Below are 26,974 nucleotides of genomic sequence, written 5' to 3'. Positions count from 1 at the left end.
TTAAATTTTTACATTTACTATAAAAATAATTTACTCCGTTTTTTATGAAAAAAATCTTCAAATTTCTAGGAATTGCATTATTGACTTTTGTGGTTTATTATGGTTATACTACTTATCCGAAATTGGATTTAATCTCTGGTTTCTCTGCTAAAAGTGTGGCTTCTGGACATTTTATTGATAACCGTTCACAAGAAATAGTTGAAAAAGGAGATAATGATATTGATTTGATTGATTTAGCTAAAAATAAGATTGATGACAACGGAAAGTTTGTTACCGCATCTGTTTATGGCTTAAAAGAACGAAAAGCAATTTACCGTGAAGGCTTGGGAGCTACTTTGATTAATGATGATTTTGATGTAACTAAACCCTATGAAGTTCCTAAACGAAACAAAAAGAATACGAATTTACCTTTTCCTTATGGAAATTTAGAACCAAAAGATACTATTTTCTCAACTATTAATTATGAAAAATTAAATAGTATCGTTGTAAATGCTTTTGATAAAAAAGGTGAAATTAAAAAACGAACCCGTTCAGTACTTGTAATTTATAAAGACAAAATTATTGCCGAAAAATATACGGATGGTTTTACTAAAAACTCGCGAATTTTAGGGTGGTCAATGACAAAAAGTCTAACAGCAACCTATTTTGGTGTTTTGCAAAAACAAGGGAAAATTGATATTTATAAGCCTGCGCCAATAAAAGAATGGGCTAATGATGAACGCAAAAAAATTACTATTAACGACCTGATTCATATGAATTCTGGATTGGAATGGGAAGAAGATTACGGCAAAATTTCAGATGTAACTAAAATGCTTTTTCAAGCCGAAGATATGTCGCAATCACAAATAGAAAAACCAGCAAAATACAAACCCAATTCGCATTGGAATTATTCATCGGGCACAACCAATTTATTATCTGGAATATTACGCAAGCAATTTAAAACACATCAAGAATATCTCGATTTTTGGTACACGGCGCTAATTGATAAAATTGGAATGCATTCTATGATTGTAGAAACGGATATGGCAGGTAATTATTTGGGTTCTTCATACGGTTGGGCAACAACACGTGATTGGGCAAAATTTGGACTTCTCTATTTACACAAAGGCAATTGGAACGGCGAACAACTTTTTGACGAAAGTTGGGCAAAATATGTGGCTACTCCTACCAATACCTCTAACGGAATATATGGTGGTCACTTTTGGCTTAATGCTGGAGGTGATTATCCTGATGTGCCAAGAGACATGTATCGATGCAGCGGGTATCAAGGACAAATGATTTTTATTGTCCCTTCGGCTGATTTAGTAGTGGTACGAATGGGATTGAGTGAAGATTTTGATTTTAATGGTTTTTTGAGTGGGATTGTGGGGAGTTTAAAGAAATAAGTTCAACCACAAAGTAAAAAAGTAAAACCACAAAGAACACAAAATCTAATAAACAAACTTTGTGTTCTTAGTAATTTCTACAAATCAAATCCCAATTTAACCCCTAACTTATTAGCGATAATAGTGGTAATTCGTTGCTTGAGTTCAGGGATTTTTATACTTTCTATAACGACATTAGAAAAAGCATACATCAATAACGCTTTGGCTTCTTTTTTAGGAATTCCACGTGATTGCATATAAAACATAGCCGTTTCATCAAGTTGACCAATAGTACAACCGTGTGAACATTTTACATCGTCAGCAAATATTTCTAACTGTGGTTTTGCATTTATTGTTGCTTTATCGCTTAATAAAATATTATTACTTTTCTGGAAAGCATTTGTTTTTTGAGCTTCTTTTTCTACGAAAATTTTTCCATTAAAAACTCCAGTAGAACGATCAGAAAAAATACCTTTATAATCTTGATGGCTTTCACAATTGGGTTGTGCGTGTTGTACTAGTGTATAATGATCTACGTGTTGTTTATCGCCAATAATGGTAATACCGTTTAGGTTACTCACAATTCTTTCGCCTAAATGATAGAAGTTTAAGTTGTTTCGGGTTAAGTTACCTCCAAAAGAAAAAGTGTTTACAGAAACGGTGCTTTCTAATTTTTGAGAAACATACGTATTATCTATCAAATTAGCTTCGAGATTATCATTTTGAATTTTATAATAATCGACAATAGCTCTTTTTTGAGCAAAAATTTCAGTAACTGAATTGGTTAAAACCGCATTGTCATTCAAACTTTGGTGCCTTTCTATAATTTGAACATGCGAATTTTCACCAACAATAATCAAATTTCTAGGCTGAACTAGTAAAGCTACTTCCTTTCCTGTAGAGAAATACATGATCTCAATAGGCTTATCAGCTACTTTACTTTTCGGAATATTAATATAGGCTCCTTCATTGGCAAACGCAGTGTTTAAAGACGTTAAACTTTCGTCTTTACTTGCCACTTTATTAAAATAATTATCAATATTCATTTTGTATTTTGGCTTGGTTAATGCCGATGACATCAAGCAAACATCTATTCCATCATGTGTTGTTGATGATAAAAAAGAGCTAAAAACACCATCAATAAAAACTACTTTATAAGAGTCTATTTCATGTAAAAAGTACTTTTTTACGTCGCTATATTGAATGGTATTTTCTGTTTTTGGAAAAACAGTAAAGTCATTTTTTAAAATAGTATTTAGCGAAGTATATTTCCAAGCTTCCTCTTTTTTAGTTGGAAATCCCTTGCTTTCAAAGTTTTTTATAGCATTAGTTCTTACATCATGAAGCTCTGAATGAACATCAATGCGCTCTTCAAAAGCCATAAATGAAGATAGTAATTTTTCTTTCAATTCCATTGGTTTTGTTTCAGGTTTAAAGTTTAAAGTTTCAGATTTTACCTATTGGAACTTATTTCCTTTGAAGTCCTTCTTGTTTAGATAAGTGATAAAGTTTTTAATTTTACCACTTAAATTTTCATAATCTTTTTTTAAAAGTTCGAATTTTTGCTCGTCTATATACTCAAAATCAAAAACTCTGTATAATTGCGATCTTGTCTCTCCAGCAGAACCCTTTGCAATAGATAAAAATTGTCTAAATTCCATATTTCCATCTCTTTCAAATCCTTCAGCAATGTTATCCATTACAGAACCTGAAGAAGATTTAACTTGTTCTTTAAATTTAAAATCTAATTTCAATCCGGTTTCAATAGAGATAATATGTATTTCTTTTGCTAACCTTCTTGCTTCCTGCCAAATCTCTAAATCTTCAAATCTATTTATTGTAGCCATTTATTATTTGTTCTAGGTTTTAAGCTTCAAGTTTAAGGTTCCAAAACTTGGAACTAAAAAAACTTTAAACTTTAAACAAACGTTACGCTTCTTGTTCTTGTTTAATCCAGTCGTATCCTTTTTCTTCCAATTCGTAAGCCAGCTCTTTAGCGCCTGATTTAACAATTCTTCCGTCCATCAAAACATGAACAAAGTCTGGAACGATATAATCTAGTAAACGTTGGTAATGTGTAATGACTAAAACGGCGTTATTTTTATTTTTAAGTTTGTTTACACCATTAGCAACAATTCTTAATGCATCTATATCTAATCCTGAATCGGTTTCGTCTAGAATAGCAATTTTTGGTTCTAACATTGCCATTTGAAAAATTTCATTTCGTTTTTTCTCCCCGCCAGAAAAACCTTCGTTCAAAGATCGAGATAAAAATTTTCTGTCTATTTCTAATAATTCCGATTTTTCTCGAATTAATTTCAGCATTTCGTTGGCTGGCATTTCTTCTAGACCTTTTGCTTTGTGGGTTTCGTTAATAGCAGTTCGCATAAAGTTAGTTACCGAAACTCCTGGAATTTCAACTGGGTACTGAAATGACAGAAAAACACCTTTATGAGCTCGTTCTTCAGGAGCCAATTCTGAAATATCTTCGTTTTCCAAAAGAATTTCACCATCTGTTACTTCATAGTTTTCGTTTCCAGCAATTATCGAAGCAAGGGTGCTTTTACCAGCACCATTTGGTCCCATTATAGCGTGAACTTCTCCTGCTTTTATCTCTAGATTTATTCCTCTAAGAATTTCTTTATCGCCTATTGAGGCATGTAAATTTTTTATGCTTAACATTTGTAATTATTTTTTAAACCATTAAGGTATTAAGATTCATTAAGTTTTCTATTTAAACCAAAGATTATCCAACACTTCCTTCTAACGAAATTTCTAATAATTTCTGTGCCTCTACAGCAAATTCCATGGGTAACTTGTTCAAGACATCTTTACTGAAACCGTTTACGATTAAAGCAATAGCCTTTTCGGTTGGAATACCACGCTGATTGCAATAGAATACTTGATCTTCACCAATTTTACTGGTAGTAGCTTCGTGTTCTATTTTTGCAGATGGATTTTTACTTTCTATGTACGGAAAAGTATGCGCGCCACAATTATTCCCCATCAATAAAGAATCACATTGAGAAAAATTTCGAGCATTATCAGCTCTAGCGCTTATTTGAACCAATCCTCGGTAACTGTTTTGTGATTTACCTGCCGATATTCCCTTAGAAATAATGGTAGACTTAGTATTTTTACCCAAGTGAATCATTTTTGTTCCCGTATCGGCTTGTTGAAAATTATTAGTAACGGCAATCGAGTAAAACTCTCCTATTGAGTTATCTCCTTTTAATACGACTGATGGATATTTCCATGTTATTGCAGAACCTGTCTCCACTTGTGTCCAAGAAATTTTAGCCTTGTTTTCACACAAACCTCTTTTGGTCACAAAATTATAAACGCCTCCTTTGCCTTCTTTGTTTCCTGGATACCAGTTTTGTACTGTAGAATATTTAATTTCAGCTCCTTCTAAAGCTATTAGTTCTACAACCGCAGCATGCAATTGATTTTCGTCGCGTGACGGAGCCGTACACCCTTCTAAATAAGAAACGTAACTTCCTTCATCTGCAACTAATAATGTTCTTTCAAATTGTCCTGTTCCAGCTTGATTAATTCTAAAATAAGTGGATAATTCCATTGGACAACGTACTCCTTTTGGAATGTAACAGAAGCTTCCATCAGAAAAAACAGCCGAATTTAAAGCGGCGTAAAAATTATCTTTTTGAGGAACAACGGTACCCAAATGCTTACGCACTAAATCAGGATATTCTCTAATAGCCTCAGAGATGCTCATAAAAATAATTCCTTTTTCGGCTAATGTCTTTTTAAATGTTGTAGCTACTGATACCGAATCGACAACAATATCCATAGCAACATTATTCATCATTTTTTGCTCATCGACAGAAATTCCTAACTTTTTATACATCTCTAAAAGTTCAGGGTCTACATCGTCGAGCGTTTTGTTTGGATCGGCTTTTTTTGGTGCTGAATAATAAGATATGGCTTGAAAATCGGGCTTTTTATAACGAACATTTGCCCATTCTGGCTCTACCATTTCTTGCCAAGCACGAAACGACTCAATACGCCAATCGGTCATCCATTGAGGTTCTTCTTTTTTCTTAGAAATCGCACGAACGATATCTTCGTTTAAACCAATAGGAAAGGTCTCAGAATCTAAATCGGTATAAAACCCGTATTCGTATTCTTTGGTTTCTAATTCGATTTTTAAATCGTCTTCGGTGTATTTTGACATTTTTTTATTTTTTAAAACCATTAAGAAATTATGGCTTAACTAACTTAATGGTTAAAATCTTTTTATTTATTCGTTTTAGTTAAAGCGAGAAACTTTCCCCGCATCCGCAAGTCCTGCTTGCATTTGGGTTATTGAAAACAAAACCTTTCCCGTTTAATCCGCCAGAGAATTCTAAAATAGTTCCGGCTAAATAGAGAAACGATTTTTTCTCCACTGCAATTTTAATGTTATTATCTTCAAAAACTTTATCGTTCTCTCCTATTTTATTGTCAAAAGTCAAGTCGTATGACAAACCAGAACATCCTCCTGATTTTACACCAACTCTAACATAATCTTTTGTAGCATCAAAACCATCGTCTTTCATCATATCGACAATTTTTTTGCTCGCTGATTCAGAAACTTGTATCATGTTGTTAATTGTATTTGATTTTAAACATTTTATAAATATTCTTATTTTGATTTTGTCTAAATTAACCGCAAAGATAGTGCATAAATATCTTTTTTTCTTAATTGATAACATTTTTATAACAAATCTATACATAGAAAAAGTTTATAATCCGTGTCAAAAAGTATAGTAATTGTATAACTTTGTTGCAACACTATGCTAAATAATCATGAAACTTTATCCTATAGAATCTGGAAATTTTAAACTTGATGGTGGCGCCATGTTTGGAGTGGTTCCAAAAACAATTTGGAACAAAACCAATCCGGCCGATGCTAATAATTTAATAGACATTGCCGCAAGATGTTTGCTAATAGAAGATGGCAACCGTTTAATACTCATTGATACAGGAATGGGAAACAAACAGTCGGAGAAGTTTTTTGGGTATTATTCGCTTTGGGGATCACATTCATTGGATGCTTCACTTGCAAAATATGGTTTTCATCGCGACGACATAACCGATGTTTTTATGACGCATTTGCATTTTGATCATTGTGGCGGAAGTATTCAATGGAATTCAAATAAGTCAGGATACGAACCTGCTTTTAAAAATGCTAAATTTTGGACCAACAAAAACCATTGGGAATGGGCTACTAAACCCAATGCTAGAGAGAAAGCTTCTTTCCTTTCAGAAAATATTTTACCTATGCAAGAAAGTGGACAATTGCATTTTATAGCCAATCCGGAAAGTGATTTTGCCTTTTCGGAAGAAATGGGATTCGGGATTTTTTATGCCGATGGTCACACTGAAAAACAAATGCTCCCACATATTCAATACCAAGACAAAACAATTGTTTTTTGTGCCGATTTGATACCAACAGCAGGTCATGTTCCTATTCCTTATGTTATGGGCTATGATACGCGACCGCTATTGACAATGCCTGAAAAATCCAAATTTCTTACTACGGCTGCTGACAATAATTATTTTTTGTTCCTAGAACACGATGCTTACAACGAAATCATAACTGTTGAAAAAACCGATAGAGGCGTTCGATTGAAAGAAATTTTTAAAGCAAACGAAATCTTAAAATACCGTTAACATTAAAGCCTGATGTTGCAAAAAAAATATAATTTAGTCGCCTAAAATAAATAAAAATCAATTCCTTATGAGAATAACAAAATCCATTTGCGTAGCATTTTCTTTGCTTTTAATCGCGTCCAGTTGCGGAACTTCGAAAATGATTTCTACAAATGTTGCTAATATCGACAAAACCCCTCTCAAAATTAGTCCAATAAAAGAATCTGATTTAAAGCGTTGGAGTCATTTAGATTTAACTAAAGACACCATTCCCGGAATGAGTGTAGACAAGGCTTATGCCGAATTATTAAAAAGCAAAAAAGGTGTAAAAGTAATTGTTGGAGTTATAGATTCTGGTATTGATATTGACCACGAAGATTTAAAATCGGTAATATGGACCAATCCAAAAGAAATTGCTAAAAACGGAATTGACGACGATAAAAATGGTTTTATTGATGACATTAATGGATGGAATTTTCTTGGAAATTCATTAAATGAAAATCTAGAAATGACGCGCATCCTCAAAAAAAAGGATGATGGTTCAGAAAATTACAAAAACGCAAAAATTGCTTATGATAAAAAGAAAGAAGAAATCTTAAGTAGTAAAGAGCAAGTAGATTTTATTTTTAAAGCGCATAAAACAATAACCGATCATTTAAAAAAAGAAAAATATACGCTTGCTGAATTAAAAGCCATTACAGCAGTAGATGCTACATTGTTACAAAGCAAGCAAGTAATGATTAGTATAATTGGTCAAACCGGACCTGATTTTATTGACGATATCAATGATTTTAAAGAGCAGGTTTATGACATGCTAAATTATAATTTAAATTTAGAATTTAACGGAAGAAAAGCCGTTGGTGATAATCCTGAAGATATAAACAACAAAAATTACGGAAACAATATTGTGTTCGGACCAGATAAAGAGCATGCACTACACGGAACCCACGTTGCTGGTATCATTGCTCAAGTTCGTAATAATAAAAAAGGTGGTGATGGTGTTGCTAACAATGCACTAATCATGGCAATAAGAGCGGTTCCTAACGGAGACGAATATGATAAAGACATTGCGCTGGCCATTCGTTATGCTGTAGACAATGGTGCAAAAGTAATTAACGGTAGTTTTGGAAAAAGCTTTTCTCCTAACAAAGAATGGGTTTTTGATGCTATAAAATATGCGGCTAGTAAAGATGTGCTGATTGTTCATGCCGCAGGAAATGATGGTCTTGATATTGATTTACCCGAAAATAAAAATTATCCTAATGATGCTGAAGACATTCAATCAGAAATTGCTAATAATATGATAACTGTAGGCGCATTAAACACTACTTATGGTTCAGGATTAGTGGCTAATTTTTCGAATTACGGTAGTTTTAATGTTGATGTTTTTGCGCCAGGAAAAGAAATTTATGCTACAGTGCCCAATAACAAATACAAGTTTTTAGAAGGAACTTCAATGGCATCTCCAAATGTAGCAGGTGTAGCCGCTTTACTGCGTTCTTACTATCCTAGTTTAACAGCAGCTCAAGTAAAACAAATTCTTATGGATTCTGGAACAGCATTAAACGTAACCGTTTTGTTAGGAGAAAATGACGAGAAACGTCCGTTTACAAATGCATCAAAATCAGGAAAAATGGTAAATGCTTACAATGCATTACTGATGGCTGAAAAAATGACTAAAAAGAAATAAATTCGCTTTAATTCAATAATGGAAGAATTTAGGTTCTTCCATTTTTTATTTTCAACATATGAAAAAACTATTTTTGTTCGCTTTTACCTTGCTAAGTTTCGAAACCGTAATTGGCCAAAACACTTGTTATTGGCAACAACATGTCGATTATAAAATGGATGTGGTTATGGATACCAAAAACTACCAATACAAAGGAAAACAAGAATTAGTTTATACCAATAATTCATCAGACACTTTAAAACGTGTTTTTTATCATTTATACTTCAATGCTTTTCAGCCTGGTAGCGAAATGGATGCTCGTTTGCAAAATATTGCCGACCCAGACGGAAGAATGGTCAATAAAAGAAAGGTTGGCGGAAAAGAAGTAAAAGAAAGTCGAATTTCGAAACTAAAACCCAATGAAATAGGCTATTTAAAAATTTCGAATTTCAAACAAGATGGCGTTGATGCCTTTGCCAAAGAAGTAGGAACTATTCTCGAAGTCACCTTAGCAAAGCCTCTTTTACCTAATACAAAAGCCACTTTTACTTTAGATTTTGACGGACAAGTTCCTGTTCATATTCGTCGAGCCGGAAGAAATAATGCTGAAGGAGTAGAATTTTCGATGGCACAATGGTATCCAAAAATGGCCGAATTCGATTTTGAAGGTTGGCATGCCGATCCTTATATTGCTCGCGAATTTCATGGCGTTTGGGGGAATTTTGATGTCAACATCACCATCGACAAGGATTATGTTTTAGGAGGAAGTGGTTATTTGCAGAACAAAAACGAAATGGGTCACGGGTATCAAGATGCTGGAATTTCCGTTTCGCATCCTAAGAAAACTAAAAACCTGACTTGGCATTTTGTAGCGCCAAACGTGCATGATTTTACGTTTGCTGCCGATAAAAATTACATTCATGATGTAGTTGAAACTGATTTTGGCACAACCCTACATTTCTTATACAAAAACAACCCGAAAATTATTGATAATTGGAAAAAAGCACAAAAAGAAACCGTTCAATTGATGCAATTTTACAACAAAACCGTTGGTAAATATCCGTACAATCAATATTCTGTTATTCAGGGTGGCGATGGCGGCATGGAATATGCCATGTGTACGTTAATTCTTGGCGAAGGCACTTACGAAGGCTTAATTGGAGTTATTGCTCACGAAATGGCACATTCTTGGTTTCAGCATGTTTTGGCCAGTAACGAAAGCAAACACTCCTGGATGGACGAAGGATTTACTTCCTTTCTAGAGGATTTGGGTTTAAATGAAATCGCCGAAAAAAAATTAGAAAATCCGCATGAAGGATCCTATGACAACTATTATTATTTGGTAAAATCAGGGAAAGAACTGCCTCAAAGTACACACTCTGATCGGTACGATATAAACCAAGTGTATAGTATTTCCTCTTACAGTAAAGGCGACGTGTTTTTAGCGCAATTGGGATACCTCATTGGGAAAGACAATTTGATGAAAACGCTGAAAAGATATTATGCTGATTTTAAATTCAAACATCCAACACCAAATGATTTTAAGCGCACTGCCGAACGCGTTTCGGGAGCCAACTTAGATTGGTATTTAACCGATTGGACACAAACTACAAATACGATTGATTATGGTATAAAAGAGGTTTCTTCAGGCGAAAAAACAACAATCACTTTAGAACGAATAGGTAGAATGCCCATGCCTATTGATTTAGTAGTAGAATATACTGACGGTACAAAACAAAGTTTTTACATCCCGTTACGAATGATGAGTTTTGAGAAAGAAAACCCATCCCGAAGCGTCGGGACAGAAATTCCTAGAATTGTTTTAACCGATTGGACTTGGGCGAATCCTATTTATACTTTTACTATTGACAAAACAAACATCAAAAAAATCACTATTGACGAAAGCGGTTTAATAGCGGATGTGAATAAAAATAACAATAGTTATCCTGTAGAGATTGTAAAAAATTAAACCACTATTGACTAAAAGTCCATAGATTTGGTTTTGCAGACTGAAAGTCTCTCAGGCTGAACTTTATAATTTAATTCGTGAAATTTAACCGCAGATTCAAAGATTTTAAAAATGATTTAAAATCTTTGAATCTGCGGTTAAAAAACATTTTTAGAACCTGAAAGGGGAATGCACTAAAGTACATAGTTTTAACTATTTTTGTGACCAATAAAAGTGTATTTTTGAGAGATTAACATTACAAACTAAAGTATATGTTCTAAATTTGGTTTGATTAAATAACATAAAAATTATTTCTGAAACATTAACACATCTTTGAAACTGCTTTAACAAATAAAATATTTAAAAAGTTATTGCCTATATACCTAATGAAAGTTTAGAAAAAAAAATTTGACTTTATATATCTTTGATAGAAAATATTATTTTTTATAAAGGTTATTTTTATTAAAAGTATTCTGATGTAAATCAACTATTTAGTTGCTTTTTTAATGACTTCACAAAATTGTTTAAAATCATGATGATTTGATTAAAACTCTGTAATCGTTCCCGAAACTGAAATTGGTATTCTATAATTGATACTTGCACAAGAATAAGTACCCAACAAATTACAAAAAGAAACAACCATTTTACCATCGCTATTATAATCTACAAACACTGATTGTCCTTTATCTATATTACGTCCACAACTACCATCATTCTGAAGACTAACACCGCAATCAACTCCAGTTGTATAGATGCCAGCATTAGTAGAATTCACTGTAAAATACATTGTCATCTGACCAGGAATTCGATTGCCCTTTGAGTCAAAGTTAACATACAGCGTTTGACCTTCTGAACTTAAGTAAGCATTTAAGACACTACCACTAAGACTACCATTAAAACCGCCAAAATAATTGGTCCATTGATTATTACATGGATTTAAAATCGGATTGACAATAACATTTAAACTTACAGGATCAACAGTACAATCCTCCTTTTTTACTGTTAAATTATAACTTCCCGAAGTGAACGAACTAGCGTAATTAATAACTGGGTTTCGTTCTTCAGAAATAAATCCTGCAGGACCTGTCCAATAATAACTATAACCTGTCATTTCCGGAGTTTCTAAGTTAATGGGATACCCAATATTTACTGGTGAATTGCTTGTTACTACAGGTGTAGGCAATTTACAAATAGTATCTTTGCTGCAACTTATTATGAAAATAGTAAGAAAAATAAACAAACGCTTATTTCTTATACTGAAAAAAGATATTAAACCTTTCATAAGCTAACTTTTAAGTAAAAGTAAATATACACTTTTTAAAAGAATATCAAATGGAATTATTCAAATAATGATTAATCAAGACAAAAAGTTAAATAGTTTAGAAAATGGAATTGGGACTATTCTTTTAAAGCAACTAAAAAGAACGTCTATCAAACGAATCACCAGAATTCGGTTTCGGGACGCTTTTTTTTACTATATTCGTTTTTTCTAAAATAGAAAAAATCAGTTACTTAGCTGCGACAGTCCTGTGGCAGTGGAACGTAAACCTCTTTAAAAATTTGTTTCTTCAATTTTGTACCTTTACCCACTTAGCACTAATAACAAGAAATGAACTTTACCTATCCAAAATCGGAGAAACTCAAAAGCAAAAAAACGATCGATTTACTTTTTTCTGAAGGGAAATCAGTGTCGAAATTTCCGTTGCGATTGGTGTATATAGAAAGCGATTATGGTATTGATACAGATTCAGAACAGAAAATAAAAATGGGGGTTTCGGTTTCTAAAAAATATTTCAAACACGCTGTTGATAGAAATTATTTTAAACGCGTGTTGCGAGAAACCTATCGCTTAAACAAACATTTACTTACAGAAAATTTAGATAAACCGTATGCCTTTATGTTTTTTTATCAAACCAAAGAGCGGTTAACCTATCAAGAAATTGAGACAAAAACGATTCAATTGTTTGAAAAATTTTTGGTTCAGATAAAAAAGGAAAAATAAAAACGAATACAATTCGTTAAGAATTTTAGAATAGGTTAAAACTATTCGTATAAACAGCTATATTTGAACTTATTTCGTATTTTCGTTTGTAATAATTTAAAAAAGAATCCTAAAGTCATGCATTCATTTCTTAAAAAAAGAGTGGTAATTCCTGTTGTAGCAAGTGCTTTTTTGTTTGTTGGCGTTAGTTTTAACCAAGATTTTTTTGAAGTTGCCAAACAAATAGAAATCTTTACTACGCTTTTTAAAGCCGTCAATGCTAATTATGTAGACGATACGAATCCAGCAGATTTGATGGACAAAGCCATAAAAAGCATGCTCGCCGATTTAGATCCGTATACCAATTATTTTAACGAACAAGATGTTGTAAAATTTAAAATCAATAATACAGGTGAATACACGGGAATTGGCGCTTTAATTACCCGAAAAGACGGAAAACTCATCATAAAAGAACCGTATAAAAATTTTCCAGCTGATAAAGCAGGATTAAAAGCAGGCGACGAGATTGTTCAAATAGGCGATGTCAATTTAATTGATTTTAAAGAAGATGCCTCGCAATTGCTAAAAGGATCGAAGAATACCAAAGTAGATATTACTTACTTGCGTCAAGGTAAAACGTTGAAAACGCAATTGGTTCTTGATGAAGTTGAGATTAAAGCAGTTCCGTTTTACGGAAAAGTAGATGATAAAACCGGTTATATCGTTTTGTCTCAATTCAACAAAAAAGCATCTTTAGAAACCAAAGAAGCTTTAGAACAACTGAAAAAAGAGGGTGCAGAAAAAATTATTCTAGATTTAAGAGGCAATCCGGGAGGTTTGCTAGGTGAAGCTGTAAATATTTGCAATCTCTTTGTGCCAAAAGATGAGGTAATTGTAACTACAAAATCGAAAATCGAAAAGCATAATAATACGTATAAAACTTCGCGAGAGCCTATAGATACTGAAATTCCTTTAGTAATTCTTGTAGACGGAAAAAGCGCTTCTGCTTCAGAAATTGTTTCGGGGGCATTACAGGATTTAGATCGCGCCGTAATTGTTGGAAGTCGAAGTTTTGGAAAAGGGTTGGTACAGCGCCCAGTAGATTTAACCTACGGAACACAAATAAAAATTACAATTTCACGCTATTATACGCCTTCTGGCCGTTGTATTCAAGCTTTAGATTATTCGCATAAAGACAAAGACGGAAAAGCAATACGAACGGTATCTCAAAACTATAATGCTTTTAAAACCAGAAAAGGAAGACCTGTTTATGATGGTGGTGGTGTTTTGCCTGATGAAGTGATAGAAGAATCAAAAACGAGTGCTATTGCCGAAGCTTTACTGAAAAATGACGGAATTTTTAATTATGTGACCGACTATTACTATAAAAATCCGAATTTAGGAACTGCAATTCCAACCATTTCTGATGCTGATTTTATGGCATTTAAAAGATTCTTAAAAAAGCAAAATTTTAATTTTGATACTGAAACTGAAGTGGCGCTAAAAAACACTTTGGCTGCTGCCAAAAAAGAAAAAATTGACGGTTCAATCGCTGCTGAATACCAACAATTATTGACTGCTTTGCAAAAAAGCGAAGAGAATCAATTGAATCAAAATCAGAAAGAAATTAAGAAATTAATTTTAGAAGAAATTATCAAACGCTATCAATATAAGGAGGGTTTGTATGAGTATTATATTAAAAACAATTCCGAGATTAAAAAAGCAACTTCAATTTTGAATAACCCTTCGGAATACAAAAAAATATTACAACAATAATGATTCGATTTTTTAAAATATTTTCGTTTTTTATTTGTGGAATAGTGTATGCTCAGGAAGAAGTCGTACAATCGGTTTATTTTGATTTTGATAAATTTAGTTTAGATGAAAAGCAAGGAAATACGGTAGTTGATTTTATAAAAAAAACAGACTCTACACGAATAGAATCGATACAAATCTTTGGCTATACCGATGATGTTGGTAAAGAAGCGTACAATTTTAAATTGTCTACCAATAGAGCCAATGCCATTAGAGAAAAACTCACTTTTAATGGTATTAAAAATAAAATTATTGTAACCATAGAAGGTAAGGGACGCATTCTTATTGATGATGATGTGGTAGAAAATCTTCCAGAACGACGTTCTAAAAATAGACGGGTTGATGTGGTTTTGAATTTAAAACCACTGCCTAAAATTGAAATCCCTGGTTTTTATAATACCATACAAAAAAAACATATTGTTGGCGATCACGTTTATTTAGAAAACCTTTTGTTTGAACGTGGCAGCAGTAAACTTACATTTGAAGCCAAAACCCAATTGGATAAAATTTCGAGATTATTGATTAAATATAAAAATTTAGAATTCGAAATTCAAGGTCATGTGTGTTGCACGCCTCCTTTTCAAAAAGAAGCAATAGATCGAGAAACAAGAAAACGAAATTTGTCTCAAAATCGTGCAGAATCGGTTTATAAATATCTAATTTTTAAGAGAGTTTCTAAAACCAGAATGACTTTTAAAGGGTACGGCAATACGGTTCCTTTAGGAAAAGGTTCAGAATATGACCGACGAGTGGAATTGGTGATTACGAAAATCTAATTACTCCCTTTTCATTTCTATGTGCGGAATATCGTCTTCTAAATACATTTCGCTGGTTTGCACAAAACCATGATTTTCGTAAAATTTTTGCAGGTACAATTGTGCTGAAATAATGATTTTAATTTCCTTAAAATGGGTTTCAATTCCAGCAATTGCTTGCTTCATCATCTCATGTCCCCATTTTTTGTCACGGTAATTGGCATCGATAACGACCCTTCCTATGGAGGCTTCCTGAAAATAATCGCCTGATTTAAAAAGCCGGCAATAGGCTACTATTTTACCATCGTATTCTCCTATGAGATGCAATGCTTTGTAATCTTTACCATCAATGTCCTGATAGACGCAGTTTTGCTCCACGACAAAGACTTGACTTCGTAATTGCAGCAAAGAATACATTTCGCTTACTGAAAGTGCTTTAAATGGCTTTATTTTCCATTGTATAGACATCTGCTTATTTTTTCTTTAAAAATTCAACTGATTTTATTATAGATTCCAATTCAAACATTAAATCTCTTTTCTCTTTTGATGGATCATAACAAAATCCTTCTAAAACTAAAATCCGTTTATTGGTTCTATCGATTATCGTATAATTTATAAATGGACCTGACATATAATCATTTTTTAGCTCCCAGGTTCCTTTAGTTTCGTAGGCTTCTTTTCCGTTTAAATTAATGTGAAATAAATAAGGTGAATACGAATCTTCTGTAATCATATGCGTTCTCGGAATAGTACCACGAATGTATAATCTACCTATAGAATCTCGGTTTCTAATAATTTTTTTTATAATATTCGTGTTCGGTTTTATGGTACGAAAAGGCAATTGATATATTAAAATACTTGTGTTGCCACTCGTTATTTCTTTTTTTAACCAAATGAATTTTCTTCTTTGAAAAACATAATTATAACCTTTTGGGATACGAAGATTGATGTTGAATTTTTTTTGAATTTTTTGGGTTTCAATTTTGGCAGTGTCTATAATTCTCTGATTTTCTTCAATCTCAGTTTGACGCATTTTATTAATAATCTCAGGGGCATTTTTTTCTATTAAAGCTAAAATACTTGAGGTAGTTTTCCCTGAAATATGAAACACATTTTGAGGCGATGCGTATTCATTTTCAATAACTTCAAAGCTGTTTTTAGCTTCTTTTTTTATAACAACACTATTTCTTGTTTTAGTTACGAATCCCTCTAATAGTTTTACGGGATATTGATTGATGTTAAAAAGTGGTTCTTCTTTAGGTAATCCTAAAACAGGAGCAGCAAACTTATTTCTAATACTGTCGCCCACTTCTCCGTTCCACAGCTGATCATCAATAATGACTGAAATTGTATTGATTTTTCCTGTAGTTTTTTCTGTTTCTTTATCGTGTTTTTTAGTACAGGATAAAAAAAGTATGGAAATAAAAAGCAATAAAAAAAGGGCTTTTTTCATAATTTTATTCAATATGAAATAAGCCCTAAATTTATGTAGATTTTTTTTATTATCCGTTTATTTTCAAACGCATTCCTGGTTTTAATTCATTTCCGCTAATTCCATTCCATTTTTTAATGTCTGAAATCGTAATTCCAGGGTATTTTTTGGCAATGCTAAATAAAGAATCTCCTTTTTTAACAAAATAATGATTTTCTTTTTCTCTAACATTATTTTTGTCTTTTTTGTTGCTTTTTTCTGCAACTGCTTTATTATCATCAAGAACTAAAGTTTTTGCAACTATCAGTTTTTGTCCGAATTGAATAGTATTTTCTGATAAATCATTCCACGTTTTTATATCAGCTACTGTTACATTATTTCTCTTAGCAATACTTCCTAAATTATCTCCTTTTTGAACCGTATATTCTGTATTTTTAAATTCAGTTTTAGGAGCAGCAGGTGTTTCTTCCTGTTTATTGATGAGGTCTGCAATTTTTAATTTACTTTCTAATTGAATATTGTTATCTGAAAGACTGTTCCATTGTTTTAAATCTTCGATTGAGACATTATATTTTTTAGCAATAGTGCTTAAATTATCTCCCTGTTGTACTACATAAAAATCTGATTCTTTATCAGTTGAAGCTATACTTTCTGCCGGTTTAACTTCTTTTCTAATAGTTGTTACAACTCTTTCGTTGCTAATAATTTTTAAGCTTTTTCCTACTGGAATATTGTTGCTTCTAAGTTTATTCCATTTTTTAATTTCAGCTACAGTTACACCATATTTATCTGAAATTTCACCAAGGTTATCCCCTTTTTTAACTTTATGTAGTTTAGTAACATCTTTAAATGAAATTACTTTTTCTTCTTTAAACGTTTTTAATTCCCTAGGGTTTTTTATTTCTTTAGTTTGAACTTGTGCAACAGCAGTAGTGGCAACAGTGTCTACTTTATTAACAACCGAAATAGTGTCCTTTTTTTCGTTCTTTTCTCTGTATGCTATACTTTCAGAAGTAATAATCTTCAAGTTTCTTCCTAAAGGCGCTTTATTATTATTTAGTCTGTTCCATTTTTTTATTTCAGACATGGTAACACTATACCTGTCAGCAATTTCGCTTAAGCTATCGCCACGCCTTACTTTATGATACTTCGTTTTAGAAACAATAGGGCCATCACCTATTTTTAAAGAATCTCTAGAAGCAAATGCGTGTTGTTGTCTCGTAAATGGTTTCTCTCTTTGGTCTAACTCTCTCTGAACATAAGCATAAATTTTATCTTCATTTGAGGTAAAGACAGCTATTTTTTGAGAAGGTAAAGTCAAGAAATGTTTTTTGTCATTGTAAGCAGGAACCACATTTAACTTGTATTGTGGATTTAAAAGCTGCAACTGAGCTACAGGAATGTCTAGTAAATCTGAAATTTGTTTAAAACTCAATTGCTTCTTAACCATAATAGTATCTGTAGCAAATTGTTTTACTTTAGCTCTTTCAGGTTTAATTCCGTGAGCAGTATGATATTCGTAAATGTACATTGTAGCTAAAAATGCCGGAACGTAACCTTGAGTTTCCTGAGGAAGATGTTTCCTTATATTCCAGTAATTTTGTTGACCTCCTGAACGACGAATTGCTTTTGATACATTACCAGGACCAGAATTATATGAAGCTAAAACCAAATCCCAATCTCCGAATATTTTATACATATTAGTCATGTATTGCGCAGCGGCGGCACTTGCTTTAAGCGGATCGCTTCTATCATCTACATAAGAATCAATATTTAAATTATATTGCTTTCCGGTTTGATACATGAATTGCCAAAGTCCTGTAGCGCCAACACGCGAAACGGCTTTAGGGTTTAATGCCGATTCAACAACCGCAAGATATTTAATTTCTAAAGGAACGTTTTGTTTAGACAAGGCTTCCTCAAAAATGGGAAAATAGTACTCTGAAATAGCCATTAATCTTTCGAAAGACTTTTTTCTATTCTTAAGAAATGATTTGATAATGTTCTCTAGCCCTTGATTGTACTCTATATTAAATGGCGATTTAGCATCCATGGCGGCTAATCTGGCTTTCAACAATTCAGTAGGCAATTCATAATCTACTTTTTCGTCTAGATTTATTGATTTAATATCAGACTCTAGATCATTGTAAATGTCTAAACTGGTTAATTCTTTAAGCCAAAGGCTATCTACACGTGAGGCTAGATTGTCATTTACAAATGTTCTTTTTATGGAATCTAAAAAAGCTAGATTAGATTGACTTCTAACTAAATTACTGGAAATACTCTGGGCAAAAGTGTTTCCTGCAATAAGCAAAAGAACAGTTAAGGTGATTTTTCTTAAATTCATATATTGAGTTTTAATTGCTTCTAGTAGGTAAAAACAATATTATTTTTAAACTTTCATTTGGCATAAAAAGCTATAAAATAAAGCACAAAACGAAACTTTATTTACAAGTAGCTATCTTTCAAACAATTGTGTTTTTGCAAACATAAGAATCTTAAAGGAATAAAAGTCAATACTATAACTTAAATTTGTCCTAAATATTGTTAATAATGCATTTTTTAACTAAATATTGATTGATTCTATTCTAAAATAGCAACAATTCCTGGCAAAACTCTTCCCTCCAACATTTCTAACATAGCCCCTCCACCTGTTGAAACATAACTCATTTTATCTTCTAAACCAAATTTTTTTACCGCAGAAACTGAATCTCCACCACCTACTAATGAAAAGGCTCCTTTTTCAGTTGCTTCGGCGATATAATTTCCTAATTCTATAGTTCCATTTGCAAAGGTTGGCATTTCAAAAACACCCAAAGGTCCGTTCCAAAGTATGGTTTTTGATTCTAAAATTACTTTTTTGAAATTTTCTAATGACTTAGGACCTGCATCCAAACCTTGCCATCCATCAGGAATTTTAGTAACATCAACGATTTGTGTTTGAGCATCATTTGAAAAAGCATTTGCTGCAACAACATCAACAGGAATATGAATTTGAACGCCTTTTTCTTTTGCCAATCTCAAAATGTCTAAAGCCAATTCTTGCTTATCATCTTCACAAATAGAATCACCAATGGTGCCTCCTAATGCTTTCACAAAAGTATAAGTCATTCCGCCACCAATAATCATGTGATCTACTTTGTCTAAAATATTTTCGATAACTGTAATTTTTGAAGATACTTTTGAACCTCCAAGCACTGCTGTTACTGGCTTTTCGCTATTTTTAAGTACACGGTTTAAACTTTCTATTTCTTTAGCCAATAATGTTCCAAAACATTTATCATTAGGGAAAAATTGTGCAATTATGGTTGTAGAAGCATGAGCTCTATGAGCCGTTCCGAATGCATCATTTACATAAATGTCTCCAAGAGAAGCTAATTCTTTTGCAAAAGGAACATCCCCAGCTTCTTCTTCTTTATAAAAACGTAAGTTTTCTAATAATAAAACTTCTCCGGGGTTTAAATTTTCAGCAGCGTTTTTTGCTACAGCTCCAATACAGTCTTCAGCAAATTTTACAGGAACTCCAAGAATTTCAGAAGCCGTTTTTAAAATGTGCTTTAATGAATATTTTTCTTCAACTCCCTTAGGTCTGCCAAGGTGAGACATCAAAATCACGCTTCCTCCATCTGCTAAAATTTTGTCAATTGTAGGCTTAGCGGCTTCTATTCTAGTGGCGTCCGTTACATTAAAGTTTTCGTCTAACGGAACATTAAAATCAACCCGAATTAAAGCTTTTTTATTTTTGAAATTGAAATCTTGAAGTGTTTTCATTTTTAGTATTTATATAATTGTTTATTATGCAAAGATAGGGCTTTGTTTTTTTCTAAAAAAATAATTTGAAAACACTGAAAAATAGTTTAAGCCTCTTTTTTATATAGGCTGTTTTTTACAATTATTCCTTTTTTAAAGCTTTTTTGCGCAATAGAAGTGGATTGTTTCGAATTATTTACTGATAATACCCACATATCTGCGGTATAAGTATTGTTGAATTTTGAAGCCTTTAAACTCTCTACTTCTTCTTTGTTATTGCTTTTTACAATATAAACGTAGTAATATTTCTTTAGTGGATTAAAAAAGTAAGCTGCATTAATCCCTTTACTTTTAAGGAATTTTATAAAATTAGCGCTGTTTCTTTGTTTTGCAAACACATTAACTATAATATAATATCCTTTAGGTTGACCAGAAATATCATAATTAAAAATTTCATTAACAGCTGGTGTTGGAGCAATGTTAGTTGTAATTGAAATACTTTCTTCTTTTTTTACTTCAATTGGTTTTGGTGTATTATTATATATAGGTTCTTTTGCTTGCTCTTTTATTTGTTGAGTATTTATAACAGATGTTGTAGCTAATGAATTAACTGTAGTAGTAGTGTTTTCAATAACAGTTGTAGATAAAGCAGTAGGGTTTTCTTTTATTTCTTCTGTTTTTTCGGTGTTTTTAGTTTCTATACATTCTACATTAAAAGCGGTGAAAAACAAGTAGTATCGATCTCCAGATGTTTTTAAACGAATTGTTGCTTCTTTACTATTATTACCAATAACTGAATTATCAGGATTTGGAATAGTTATAAGACTTGAATCGTAACCTAAAGTGTTTTTACTTTGAGGCTCTCTGTTTAAAAAGTGCTCGTTTTCAATAGAAATCGTACTATTAAAAAAGTTGTTTTCTTTTCGTAATAAATTACTTATTGGAATGTAATTGTCTTTATTTGAAATTTTAAATAAAACTTGGTCTCCAACTAGATTAGAATCTCCTTCTAATGCAGCAATTGCAATTTTTGCATTTACTTGACCTTTTGGTAAAGTTTGAAATCCAGAATACTTAATATTCATTGCTTTACTAGTAACTCCCGCAAAACCATCAAAACTCGTTATAGATTTTTCTTTCATCGTTGAATCTTCAAAAACTACAAGCATTGTCCAACCTGCTGCTACCCCTCCTTTAATCTTACCAATTGTAGATTTGATATTTGCAACCGTGTAAGTCCCAAAAGGATTTGATAATTTGACAACCTCTTTAGTAATATCTGCGTAAACTGCATAAGGAGAAGTCTCTTTGAAACTTCTAAGATTTAACCCATCAAAAATAACTTCTCCTTTTATGTCTATATATTTTTCTTGATTGGGAAGTTTAATTTTAATTTCATTAAAGTTTTCTCTTGTTGGATCAAGGGCTAAAAATTCCCCTTTTTTGGTTAACTCTCCACTATTATATTTGTAAGTAGCTGACCAATACAAACCTGCATAAATAATTTTTTTGGCCTCTTTGTTTTCTAAAATTAAGTCTGCGCTACTAGAAGAAAAAGTACTTGAGTCATTATCTATATCAATATAACCCATTACAAATTCATCATTGTGTTTTGAAGAATTTATGTTTAAAGTATTATAAGCAATATTCGAAGTCCCTTTTTCAACTCTATTGGTAATGTTGTTTGAAATTACCGTCATATCGCCTTTAAGAGAGGCTTTGTATCGTAATTTAAAAGGAGTAGTTAATTGTGAGTAAGAAATTAAAAACGAAAAAATTGCAAGTAGGAAATAAATTTTTTTCATTAAATTAATATTTTGTTAATTCCAAATTAATTACTGTATTTTATTTGAAACACCCATATTTACTAACAAATGTATCTTAATTTTTTTAATTGAACAAAAAAAAATAAGAATTTTGGTTTACTTTTAGTTTTATAGTTTCTTTTTTTATAGAAATTTCACTCAATTGAATTGTCTAAAAAACTTTATATTTGCTTCATGCTATTTTCAAAAATATTAGGTCAAGAACACATTAAAAGTCATTTGACTCACAGCGCCAACTCTGGTAGAATCCCCCATGCTCAATTATTTGTTGGGCCAGAAGGGTCAGGTACTTTAGCTACTGCAATAGCTTATGCGCAATATATTTTATGTAACAATGTATATAATGAAAATGGAGGTGGAAATGAATCTTGTAACTTAAAATTTCAATCTATTTCGCACCCTGACTTGCATTTTATATATCCAACAGTAACCACGGAAGATGTAAAAACAAAACCAAAAAGTATTGATTTTATTGCTGATTGGAGACAGTTTATTATCGAAAACCCTTACGGAAGTTTATTTGATTGGTATCAAGTTCTTGGCGTTCAGAACAAGCAAGGTGAAATTCGTGTAGAAGATGCGCAAGAGATTTTAAAATCTTTAGCATTAAAATCCTATGAAGGTGGTTATAAAATCATAATTATTTGGATGGCTGATAAAATGAATATTTCAGCATCAAATAAATTATTGAAATTACTAGAAGAACCTACAGATAAAACGTTGTTTATTCTAATATCAGAAAATGAAGAAGACATCATTCAAACCATTCGTTCTCGTTGCCAAGTATTGCATTTCAACGCGTTGCCCGAAAAAGTGATTGTTGAAGCACTAATTGCTCAAAAAGATATCGATGCTAGAATGGCTACCAAAATTGCACATCAAGCACAAGGTAATTATAATAAGGCCTTGCAATTTTTGGAAGAAAATGGGGAGGATTCTTTTTTTGAAAAACATTTTGTCGATTGGGTTCGAGCCGCTTTTAGAGCCAAAGGAAATGCAGCTGCGATTCAGGATTTGATAATCTGGAGCGAACAAATTGCTGGTTTGGGAAGAGAAACACAAAAAAAATTCCTGCATTATTGTATCGATATGTTTCGCCAAGCTTTGTTGCTAAATTATCAAACCACAAGTTTGGTGTATATGGAACCCAAAATTGAAAAATTTAAACTAGAGAATTTTGCGCCTTTTGTAAACGGCAGCAATATTCACAATATCTTTAAAGAACTTTCGGATGCGATGTATCACATTGAGCGCAACGGAAATGCAAAAATAATTTTGACTGATTTGTCTATAAAACTGACTCGTTTAATTCATAAAAAATAACACTTATGTCGAATATTGCTTCTATTTTAGTTTTGGTGCTGCTTGCAGTAACTTTTATACAATCAGGTTATGATAAAGCAATTTATTGGAAAGACAATCTTACTTGGTTAAAATCACATTTTGAAAAAACGCGGCTCAAAAACCATGTGCCTTTAGCTTTATTTCATATTCTTGTTTTAGAACTCATTTCGGGTATTTTAGCTGTAGTAGGTTGTGTACAATTGATGATAAATAATGGCAGAACTTTTGGTCTTTATGCCGGAATTTTTTCTTGTATAACCTTAATCATGTTGCTTTTTGGACAACGATTAGCCAAAGATTATGACGGCGCTAGAACCATTATACTTTATTTTATTCCTGCAGTAATGGTGGTGTATTGGTTGAGTTAGAGATTTTATTTTGAATTTAAACTCGCCTTAAATAATTTCAATTCGTCCCAAGTAAAAGTATCTCCGTGTTTTTCTTTCAACGGATTTAAGGAAGCTTCAGTATAACCGTCAAAAGCTTTTGCCAAAGCCTGAATTTTATCATCTGTTAAAACTTCTGATATTGAAATGGTTTTAGCTTCAATTAATTTCGCTAGATGTCCGCTGATTGTTTGTTTGGTTAACACTCTAAGTTCCGCAATTTCCTTGATAGAAAGTTTCTGTTGCCACAATTCGTACGTTTCCCGAACAGTAGATTTTTTAGGTGCTTTTTCTTTAGATTTTTTAGACGAGGTATAGCGTTCAAGATCATATTCGTCTTCAATAAGTGTGACATTTACTGATTTGAATTCTTCTCGAATGCGTTCTAATTTATTGATTTTATAGTATTTAATTTCATCAGATACTAATTTTTCTTTTGAAATCGTTTCATTTGAAGCAATTGTTTTTATCAATAATTTAGCTTTCATTAATAGCAAAACAGCTTTGGTTTGAATATCTTCCAAAGCAATTATTTCTTCATAAAATCCTTTTACTTTCTTGATGCGAATAATCTCTTCTAATTTCCACAGAATTTCATTTACCAAATTATCCATCGGAACAAAGAAATAATCATAAGCCGCTTGAATTCTTTCTGAAACAAAACTAATATCAAAGGTTTCTGATGTAAAAAGTTTATCTAATTGTAAAAGAAATTTCCTAGCTGGTTCTACTAAATCGCCAATGGTTTCCGCATTTTTTTTTGCCCAAATAGCGTGTTTTGATTTCTCAGAATTTTCAGATTTCTCCCCATAACTAAACTGATGATTGCGCCATTCTTGAGCTAAATCACTCCAATCAAATGCGTTTTTTAAATAGGAATGAATAAAATTTTTAGTTTCTTGTTGCAAGGCATTTTCTAAAAGTTCTTCGCTGGCTTTGTTCAAAGCATAATCCATCACGTCTTGATCGTTCGAAATACCATTCATTCTTAGCGGAGAAAGTAAAATCAGCCCATTTAACGACCGTAATCTCGATAATGCTACATACGCTTGTCCTGGAAGAAAAACTTGCGAAACATCAAGCGCTGCTTTATCAAAAGTTAGACCTTGACTTTTATGAACCGTAATTGCCCAAGCTAATTTTATTGGATAATGCACAAAAGTTCCTATAACATCTTCTTCAATTTCCTTAGTCATTTCGTCTACTTTGTACCGAATATTTTGCCATTCGTATTTTTCGACTTCGATAGTTTTGTTTTCTTCAGGAAAATACACAAGTATTTCTTCTGCAGAAAGTGATTTAATAATTCCCATTTTGCCATTGAAATATTTTTTATCAAAAGACAAATCATTTTTTACAAACATAATTTGAGCACCAATTTTCAGCTCTAAAGTTTCATCAACAGGGAAAATTTTGTCTGGAAAATCACCCACAACTTCAGGTTTGTATTGTACTAATTTGCCTTCTAAATCTTGAAGCGCTTGTGCATTCATTGCATCGGCTTTAGCATTGTGCGTTGTTAAAGTGATATATCCTTTATTTGCTTTTAAATCGAAATTAGGTTGAACATACTGGTTTAGATTCTGAATATCAACTTGCGAAATTTGATTGTTTCTTAGGTTGTTCAAAATAGAAATAAAAACATCATCCGTTTGACGAAAAATTTTGGAAAGCTCAATGTAAAGCGGTGGATTTTGCTGTACCACATGCGAATGAAAAAAGAATTTTCCTTTGTAATAATTTTTTAACGTTCGCCATTCTTCCTCCCTAATTACGGGTGGTAATTGCAATAAATCGCCGATAAACAAAACCTGAACACCGCCAAAAGGGATTTTATTTTTACGAACAGTTTGCATCATAAAATCCATGGCATCCAATAAATCAGCACGAAGCATACTCACTTCATCAATAATCAGTAATTCCATGTTTTTAATGACCGATTTCTTTAAACCGCTCATTTTAAAGTGTCTGACTAAAGTGTTTTTGCTTTCAAACTTAACAAAATCAGAAAAATTAGGCGCAATAAAATCTGGTATAAATCCACCAAAAGGCAACTGAAACATAGAGTGAATCGTTACACCACAAGCATTCAAAGCTGCAATACCTGTTGGTGCAACAACAACTACATTTTTGTGTGTAGACTGAATAATTTCTTTTAAAAGTGTGGTTTTTCCTGTTCCTGCTTTTCCGGTCAAGAAAATAGAACGATGGGTTTGATTGATGAATTGTAAAGTGTATTTGGCTTCTTCTGATAAATTTTCCATTTGGCGTGTATATATGAAGCTAAAATATTGAAAATAATTGTAATGAAATTGTTTAAGAATAAATTTTTATAAATAAAAAACCTTCAACCGATTTTCAGTTGAAGGTTTTATAGAAGTTAGAATCTGAAATTTATTTAATATTATTTCTTTTTTGCATCATCCTTCCCTACCACTTTGGAACCTGATTTGTATTTATCATTTAAAAGTTTTACAATTTCTTTAGTAATATCATATTTATCTTCAGCATATAAAATTGTATTCGCTTCACCTGTTCCGTATATGTAAGAATATCCTTTTTCTTTGCCGTAATCTTTAATAAATTTTTTAACGTTTTTTGCTAAACTATCCATTTCTGCTCCACTCTCTTGTTGTAATTGTTGTAACATTCCTTGTTGCGCATAACTTAATTCTTGTTCTCTTTTTTGTAATTCAGCTCCTTTTTGTTGTGCCCAAGCCTGACCATTTGCTTGTGCGTTTTTTTGAAAATTTGAAGCTTCAGATTTAAATCGTGCTATTTCGGTTTCCAATTCTTTTCCCATTACTTCCGATTTGGCTTTGTATTTTGCATCGATATCTTTAGCTTCATTATATTCTTCTAATAATTTTGAAGTGTCTACATAAGCCGTTTTTACTTCTTTAACTTCTGTTGATTTATTGGTACATGAAATTAGAGATAATACTAAAACTAGAATTGCAATTGATTTTTTCATTTGGTGTTTTTAAGAAATTAATTTTTTTCGTTTTCAAAAGTATAAAACTTTTTGCTAGAATTTCAAACTTAAACT

The 26,974-nt window shown here is 32.1% G+C and carries 22 protein-coding genes; 9 read left to right on the top strand and 13 right to left on the bottom strand.

Going from position 1 to position 26,974, the window contains the following annotated elements:
- Positions 1-44: 44 nt before the first annotated feature.
- Positions 45-1,385 (top strand): serine hydrolase domain-containing protein, encoded by a 1,341-nt coding sequence (locus tag ACFQ0S_RS11465; RefSeq protein WP_379757881.1) that lies wholly within the window; start codon positions 45-47, stop codon positions 1,383-1,385.
- A 77-nt stretch (positions 1,386-1,462) separates the two neighbouring features.
- Here the strand turns inward: ACFQ0S_RS11465 and sufD are convergent, their stop codons facing one another.
- The 5 genes from sufD to ACFQ0S_RS11440 form a co-directional block, all read right to left on the bottom strand.
- Positions 1,463-2,779 (bottom strand): Fe-S cluster assembly protein SufD, encoded by a 1,317-nt coding sequence (sufD, locus tag ACFQ0S_RS11460; RefSeq protein WP_379757878.1) that lies wholly within the window; start codon positions 2,777-2,779, stop codon positions 1,463-1,465.
- 42 nt (positions 2,780-2,821) lie between these two features.
- A complete protein-coding gene (locus tag ACFQ0S_RS11455) occupies positions 2,822-3,211 on the bottom strand; it encodes a four helix bundle protein (protein ID WP_379757875.1) in 390 nt (129 codons plus the stop codon).
- Positions 3,212-3,293: 82 nt separating this feature from the next.
- Positions 3,294-4,046 carry a Fe-S cluster assembly ATPase SufC gene (sufC, locus tag ACFQ0S_RS11450; RefSeq protein WP_379757872.1) on the bottom strand — a complete coding sequence of 251 codons (753 nt, stop codon included), beginning with the start codon at positions 4,044-4,046 and terminating at the stop codon, positions 3,294-3,296.
- Between the two features lie 64 nt (positions 4,047-4,110).
- Positions 4,111-5,559 carry a Fe-S cluster assembly protein SufB gene (sufB, locus tag ACFQ0S_RS11445; RefSeq protein ID WP_379757869.1) on the bottom strand — a complete coding sequence of 483 codons (1,449 nt, stop codon included), beginning with the start codon at positions 5,557-5,559 and terminating at the stop codon, positions 4,111-4,113.
- Positions 5,560-5,638: 79 nt separating this feature from the next.
- Entirely contained in the window at positions 5,639-5,968 is a 330-nt protein-coding gene (locus ACFQ0S_RS11440) for a HesB/IscA family protein (RefSeq protein ID WP_379757866.1), read from the bottom strand.
- Between the two features lie 205 nt (positions 5,969-6,173).
- Between ACFQ0S_RS11440 and ACFQ0S_RS11435 the strand changes: the two genes are divergently transcribed.
- The 3 genes from ACFQ0S_RS11435 to ACFQ0S_RS11425 all read left to right on the top strand — a co-directional run bounded on the left by ACFQ0S_RS11435 (position 6,174) and on the right by ACFQ0S_RS11425 (position 10,657).
- Positions 6,174-7,040: an MBL fold metallo-hydrolase gene (locus tag ACFQ0S_RS11435; protein WP_379757864.1), complete on the top strand. Its 867-nt coding sequence runs from the start codon at positions 6,174-6,176 to the stop codon at positions 7,038-7,040.
- Between the two features lie 67 nt (positions 7,041-7,107).
- Complete coding sequence (locus ACFQ0S_RS11430; RefSeq protein ID WP_379757861.1) at positions 7,108-8,709, top strand: S8 family peptidase; 1,602 nt, start codon at positions 7,108-7,110, stop codon at positions 8,707-8,709.
- A gap of 58 nt (positions 8,710-8,767) precedes the next feature.
- Positions 8,768-10,657, top strand: a complete 1,890-nt coding sequence (locus ACFQ0S_RS11425) for a M1 family metallopeptidase (RefSeq protein WP_379757858.1) — start codon at positions 8,768-8,770, stop codon at positions 10,655-10,657.
- 523 nt (positions 10,658-11,180) lie between these two features.
- Here the strand turns inward: ACFQ0S_RS11425 and ACFQ0S_RS11420 are convergent.
- Positions 11,181-11,918, bottom strand: a complete 738-nt coding sequence (locus tag ACFQ0S_RS11420; RefSeq protein ID WP_379757855.1) for a hypothetical protein — start codon at positions 11,916-11,918, stop codon at positions 11,181-11,183.
- A gap of 327 nt (positions 11,919-12,245) precedes the next feature.
- Here ACFQ0S_RS11420 and rnpA point away from each other — a divergent pair, with 327 nt between their 5' ends.
- From rnpA to ACFQ0S_RS11405, 3 genes are all read left to right on the top strand, one after another.
- Positions 12,246-12,638, top strand: coding sequence for a ribonuclease P protein component (rnpA, locus tag ACFQ0S_RS11415; RefSeq protein ID WP_379757852.1), 393 nt, complete (start codon positions 12,246-12,248; stop codon positions 12,636-12,638).
- A gap of 117 nt (positions 12,639-12,755) precedes the next feature.
- Positions 12,756-14,393 carry a S41 family peptidase gene (locus ACFQ0S_RS11410; RefSeq protein WP_379757849.1) on the top strand — a complete coding sequence of 546 codons (1,638 nt, stop codon included), beginning with the start codon at positions 12,756-12,758 and terminating at the stop codon, positions 14,391-14,393.
- Positions 14,393-15,208, top strand: a complete 816-nt coding sequence (locus tag ACFQ0S_RS11405) for an OmpA family protein (protein ID WP_379757846.1) — start codon at positions 14,393-14,395, stop codon at positions 15,206-15,208. Before ACFQ0S_RS11410 ends, ACFQ0S_RS11405 begins: the two co-directional genes overlap by 1 nt.
- Here the strand turns inward: ACFQ0S_RS11405 and ACFQ0S_RS11400 are convergent, their stop codons facing one another.
- The 5 genes from ACFQ0S_RS11400 to ACFQ0S_RS11380 form a co-directional block, all read right to left on the bottom strand.
- Positions 15,209-15,655: a GNAT family N-acetyltransferase gene (locus tag ACFQ0S_RS11400; protein ID WP_379757843.1), complete on the bottom strand. Its 447-nt coding sequence runs from the start codon at positions 15,653-15,655 to the stop codon at positions 15,209-15,211.
- A 4-nt stretch (positions 15,656-15,659) separates the two neighbouring features.
- Positions 15,660-16,640 carry a DUF4837 family protein gene (locus tag ACFQ0S_RS11395; RefSeq protein WP_379757840.1) on the bottom strand — a complete coding sequence of 327 codons (981 nt, stop codon included), beginning with the start codon at positions 16,638-16,640 and terminating at the stop codon, positions 15,660-15,662.
- A gap of 49 nt (positions 16,641-16,689) precedes the next feature.
- Positions 16,690-18,966 carry a LysM peptidoglycan-binding domain-containing protein gene (locus ACFQ0S_RS11390; RefSeq protein WP_379757837.1) on the bottom strand — a complete coding sequence of 759 codons (2,277 nt, stop codon included), beginning with the start codon at positions 18,964-18,966 and terminating at the stop codon, positions 16,690-16,692.
- 236 nt (positions 18,967-19,202) lie between these two features.
- Positions 19,203-20,390: a phosphoglycerate kinase gene (locus tag ACFQ0S_RS11385; RefSeq protein ID WP_379757834.1), complete on the bottom strand. Its 1,188-nt coding sequence runs from the start codon at positions 20,388-20,390 to the stop codon at positions 19,203-19,205.
- An 86-nt stretch (positions 20,391-20,476) separates the two neighbouring features.
- Entirely contained in the window at positions 20,477-22,174 is a 1,698-nt protein-coding gene (locus ACFQ0S_RS11380; protein ID WP_379757831.1) for a hypothetical protein, read from the bottom strand.
- Between the two features lie 195 nt (positions 22,175-22,369).
- Between ACFQ0S_RS11380 and ACFQ0S_RS11375 the strand changes: the two genes are divergently transcribed.
- Positions 22,370-23,518: a DNA polymerase III subunit gene (locus ACFQ0S_RS11375; RefSeq protein WP_379757828.1), complete on the top strand. Its 1,149-nt coding sequence runs from the start codon at positions 22,370-22,372 to the stop codon at positions 23,516-23,518.
- Between the two features lie 5 nt (positions 23,519-23,523).
- Positions 23,524-23,907, top strand: coding sequence for a DoxX family protein (locus ACFQ0S_RS11370; RefSeq protein ID WP_379757825.1), 384 nt, complete (start codon positions 23,524-23,526; stop codon positions 23,905-23,907).
- 5 nt (positions 23,908-23,912) lie between these two features.
- Here the strand turns inward: ACFQ0S_RS11370 and ACFQ0S_RS11365 are convergent, their stop codons facing one another.
- A complete protein-coding gene (locus tag ACFQ0S_RS11365) occupies positions 23,913-26,189 on the bottom strand; it encodes a helix-turn-helix domain-containing protein (RefSeq protein ID WP_379757822.1) in 2,277 nt (758 codons plus the stop codon).
- A 140-nt stretch (positions 26,190-26,329) separates the two neighbouring features.
- Positions 26,330-26,899: an OmpH family outer membrane protein gene (locus ACFQ0S_RS11360; RefSeq protein WP_379757819.1), complete on the bottom strand. Its 570-nt coding sequence runs from the start codon at positions 26,897-26,899 to the stop codon at positions 26,330-26,332.
- Positions 26,900-26,974 lie beyond the last annotated feature (75 nt).

This window comes from Flavobacterium myungsuense, assembly GCF_042677265.1.
Lineage (GTDB): Bacteria > Bacteroidota > Bacteroidia > Flavobacteriales > Flavobacteriaceae > Flavobacterium > Flavobacterium myungsuense.
This window is presented reverse-complemented; position numbering and strand designations above follow the sequence as displayed.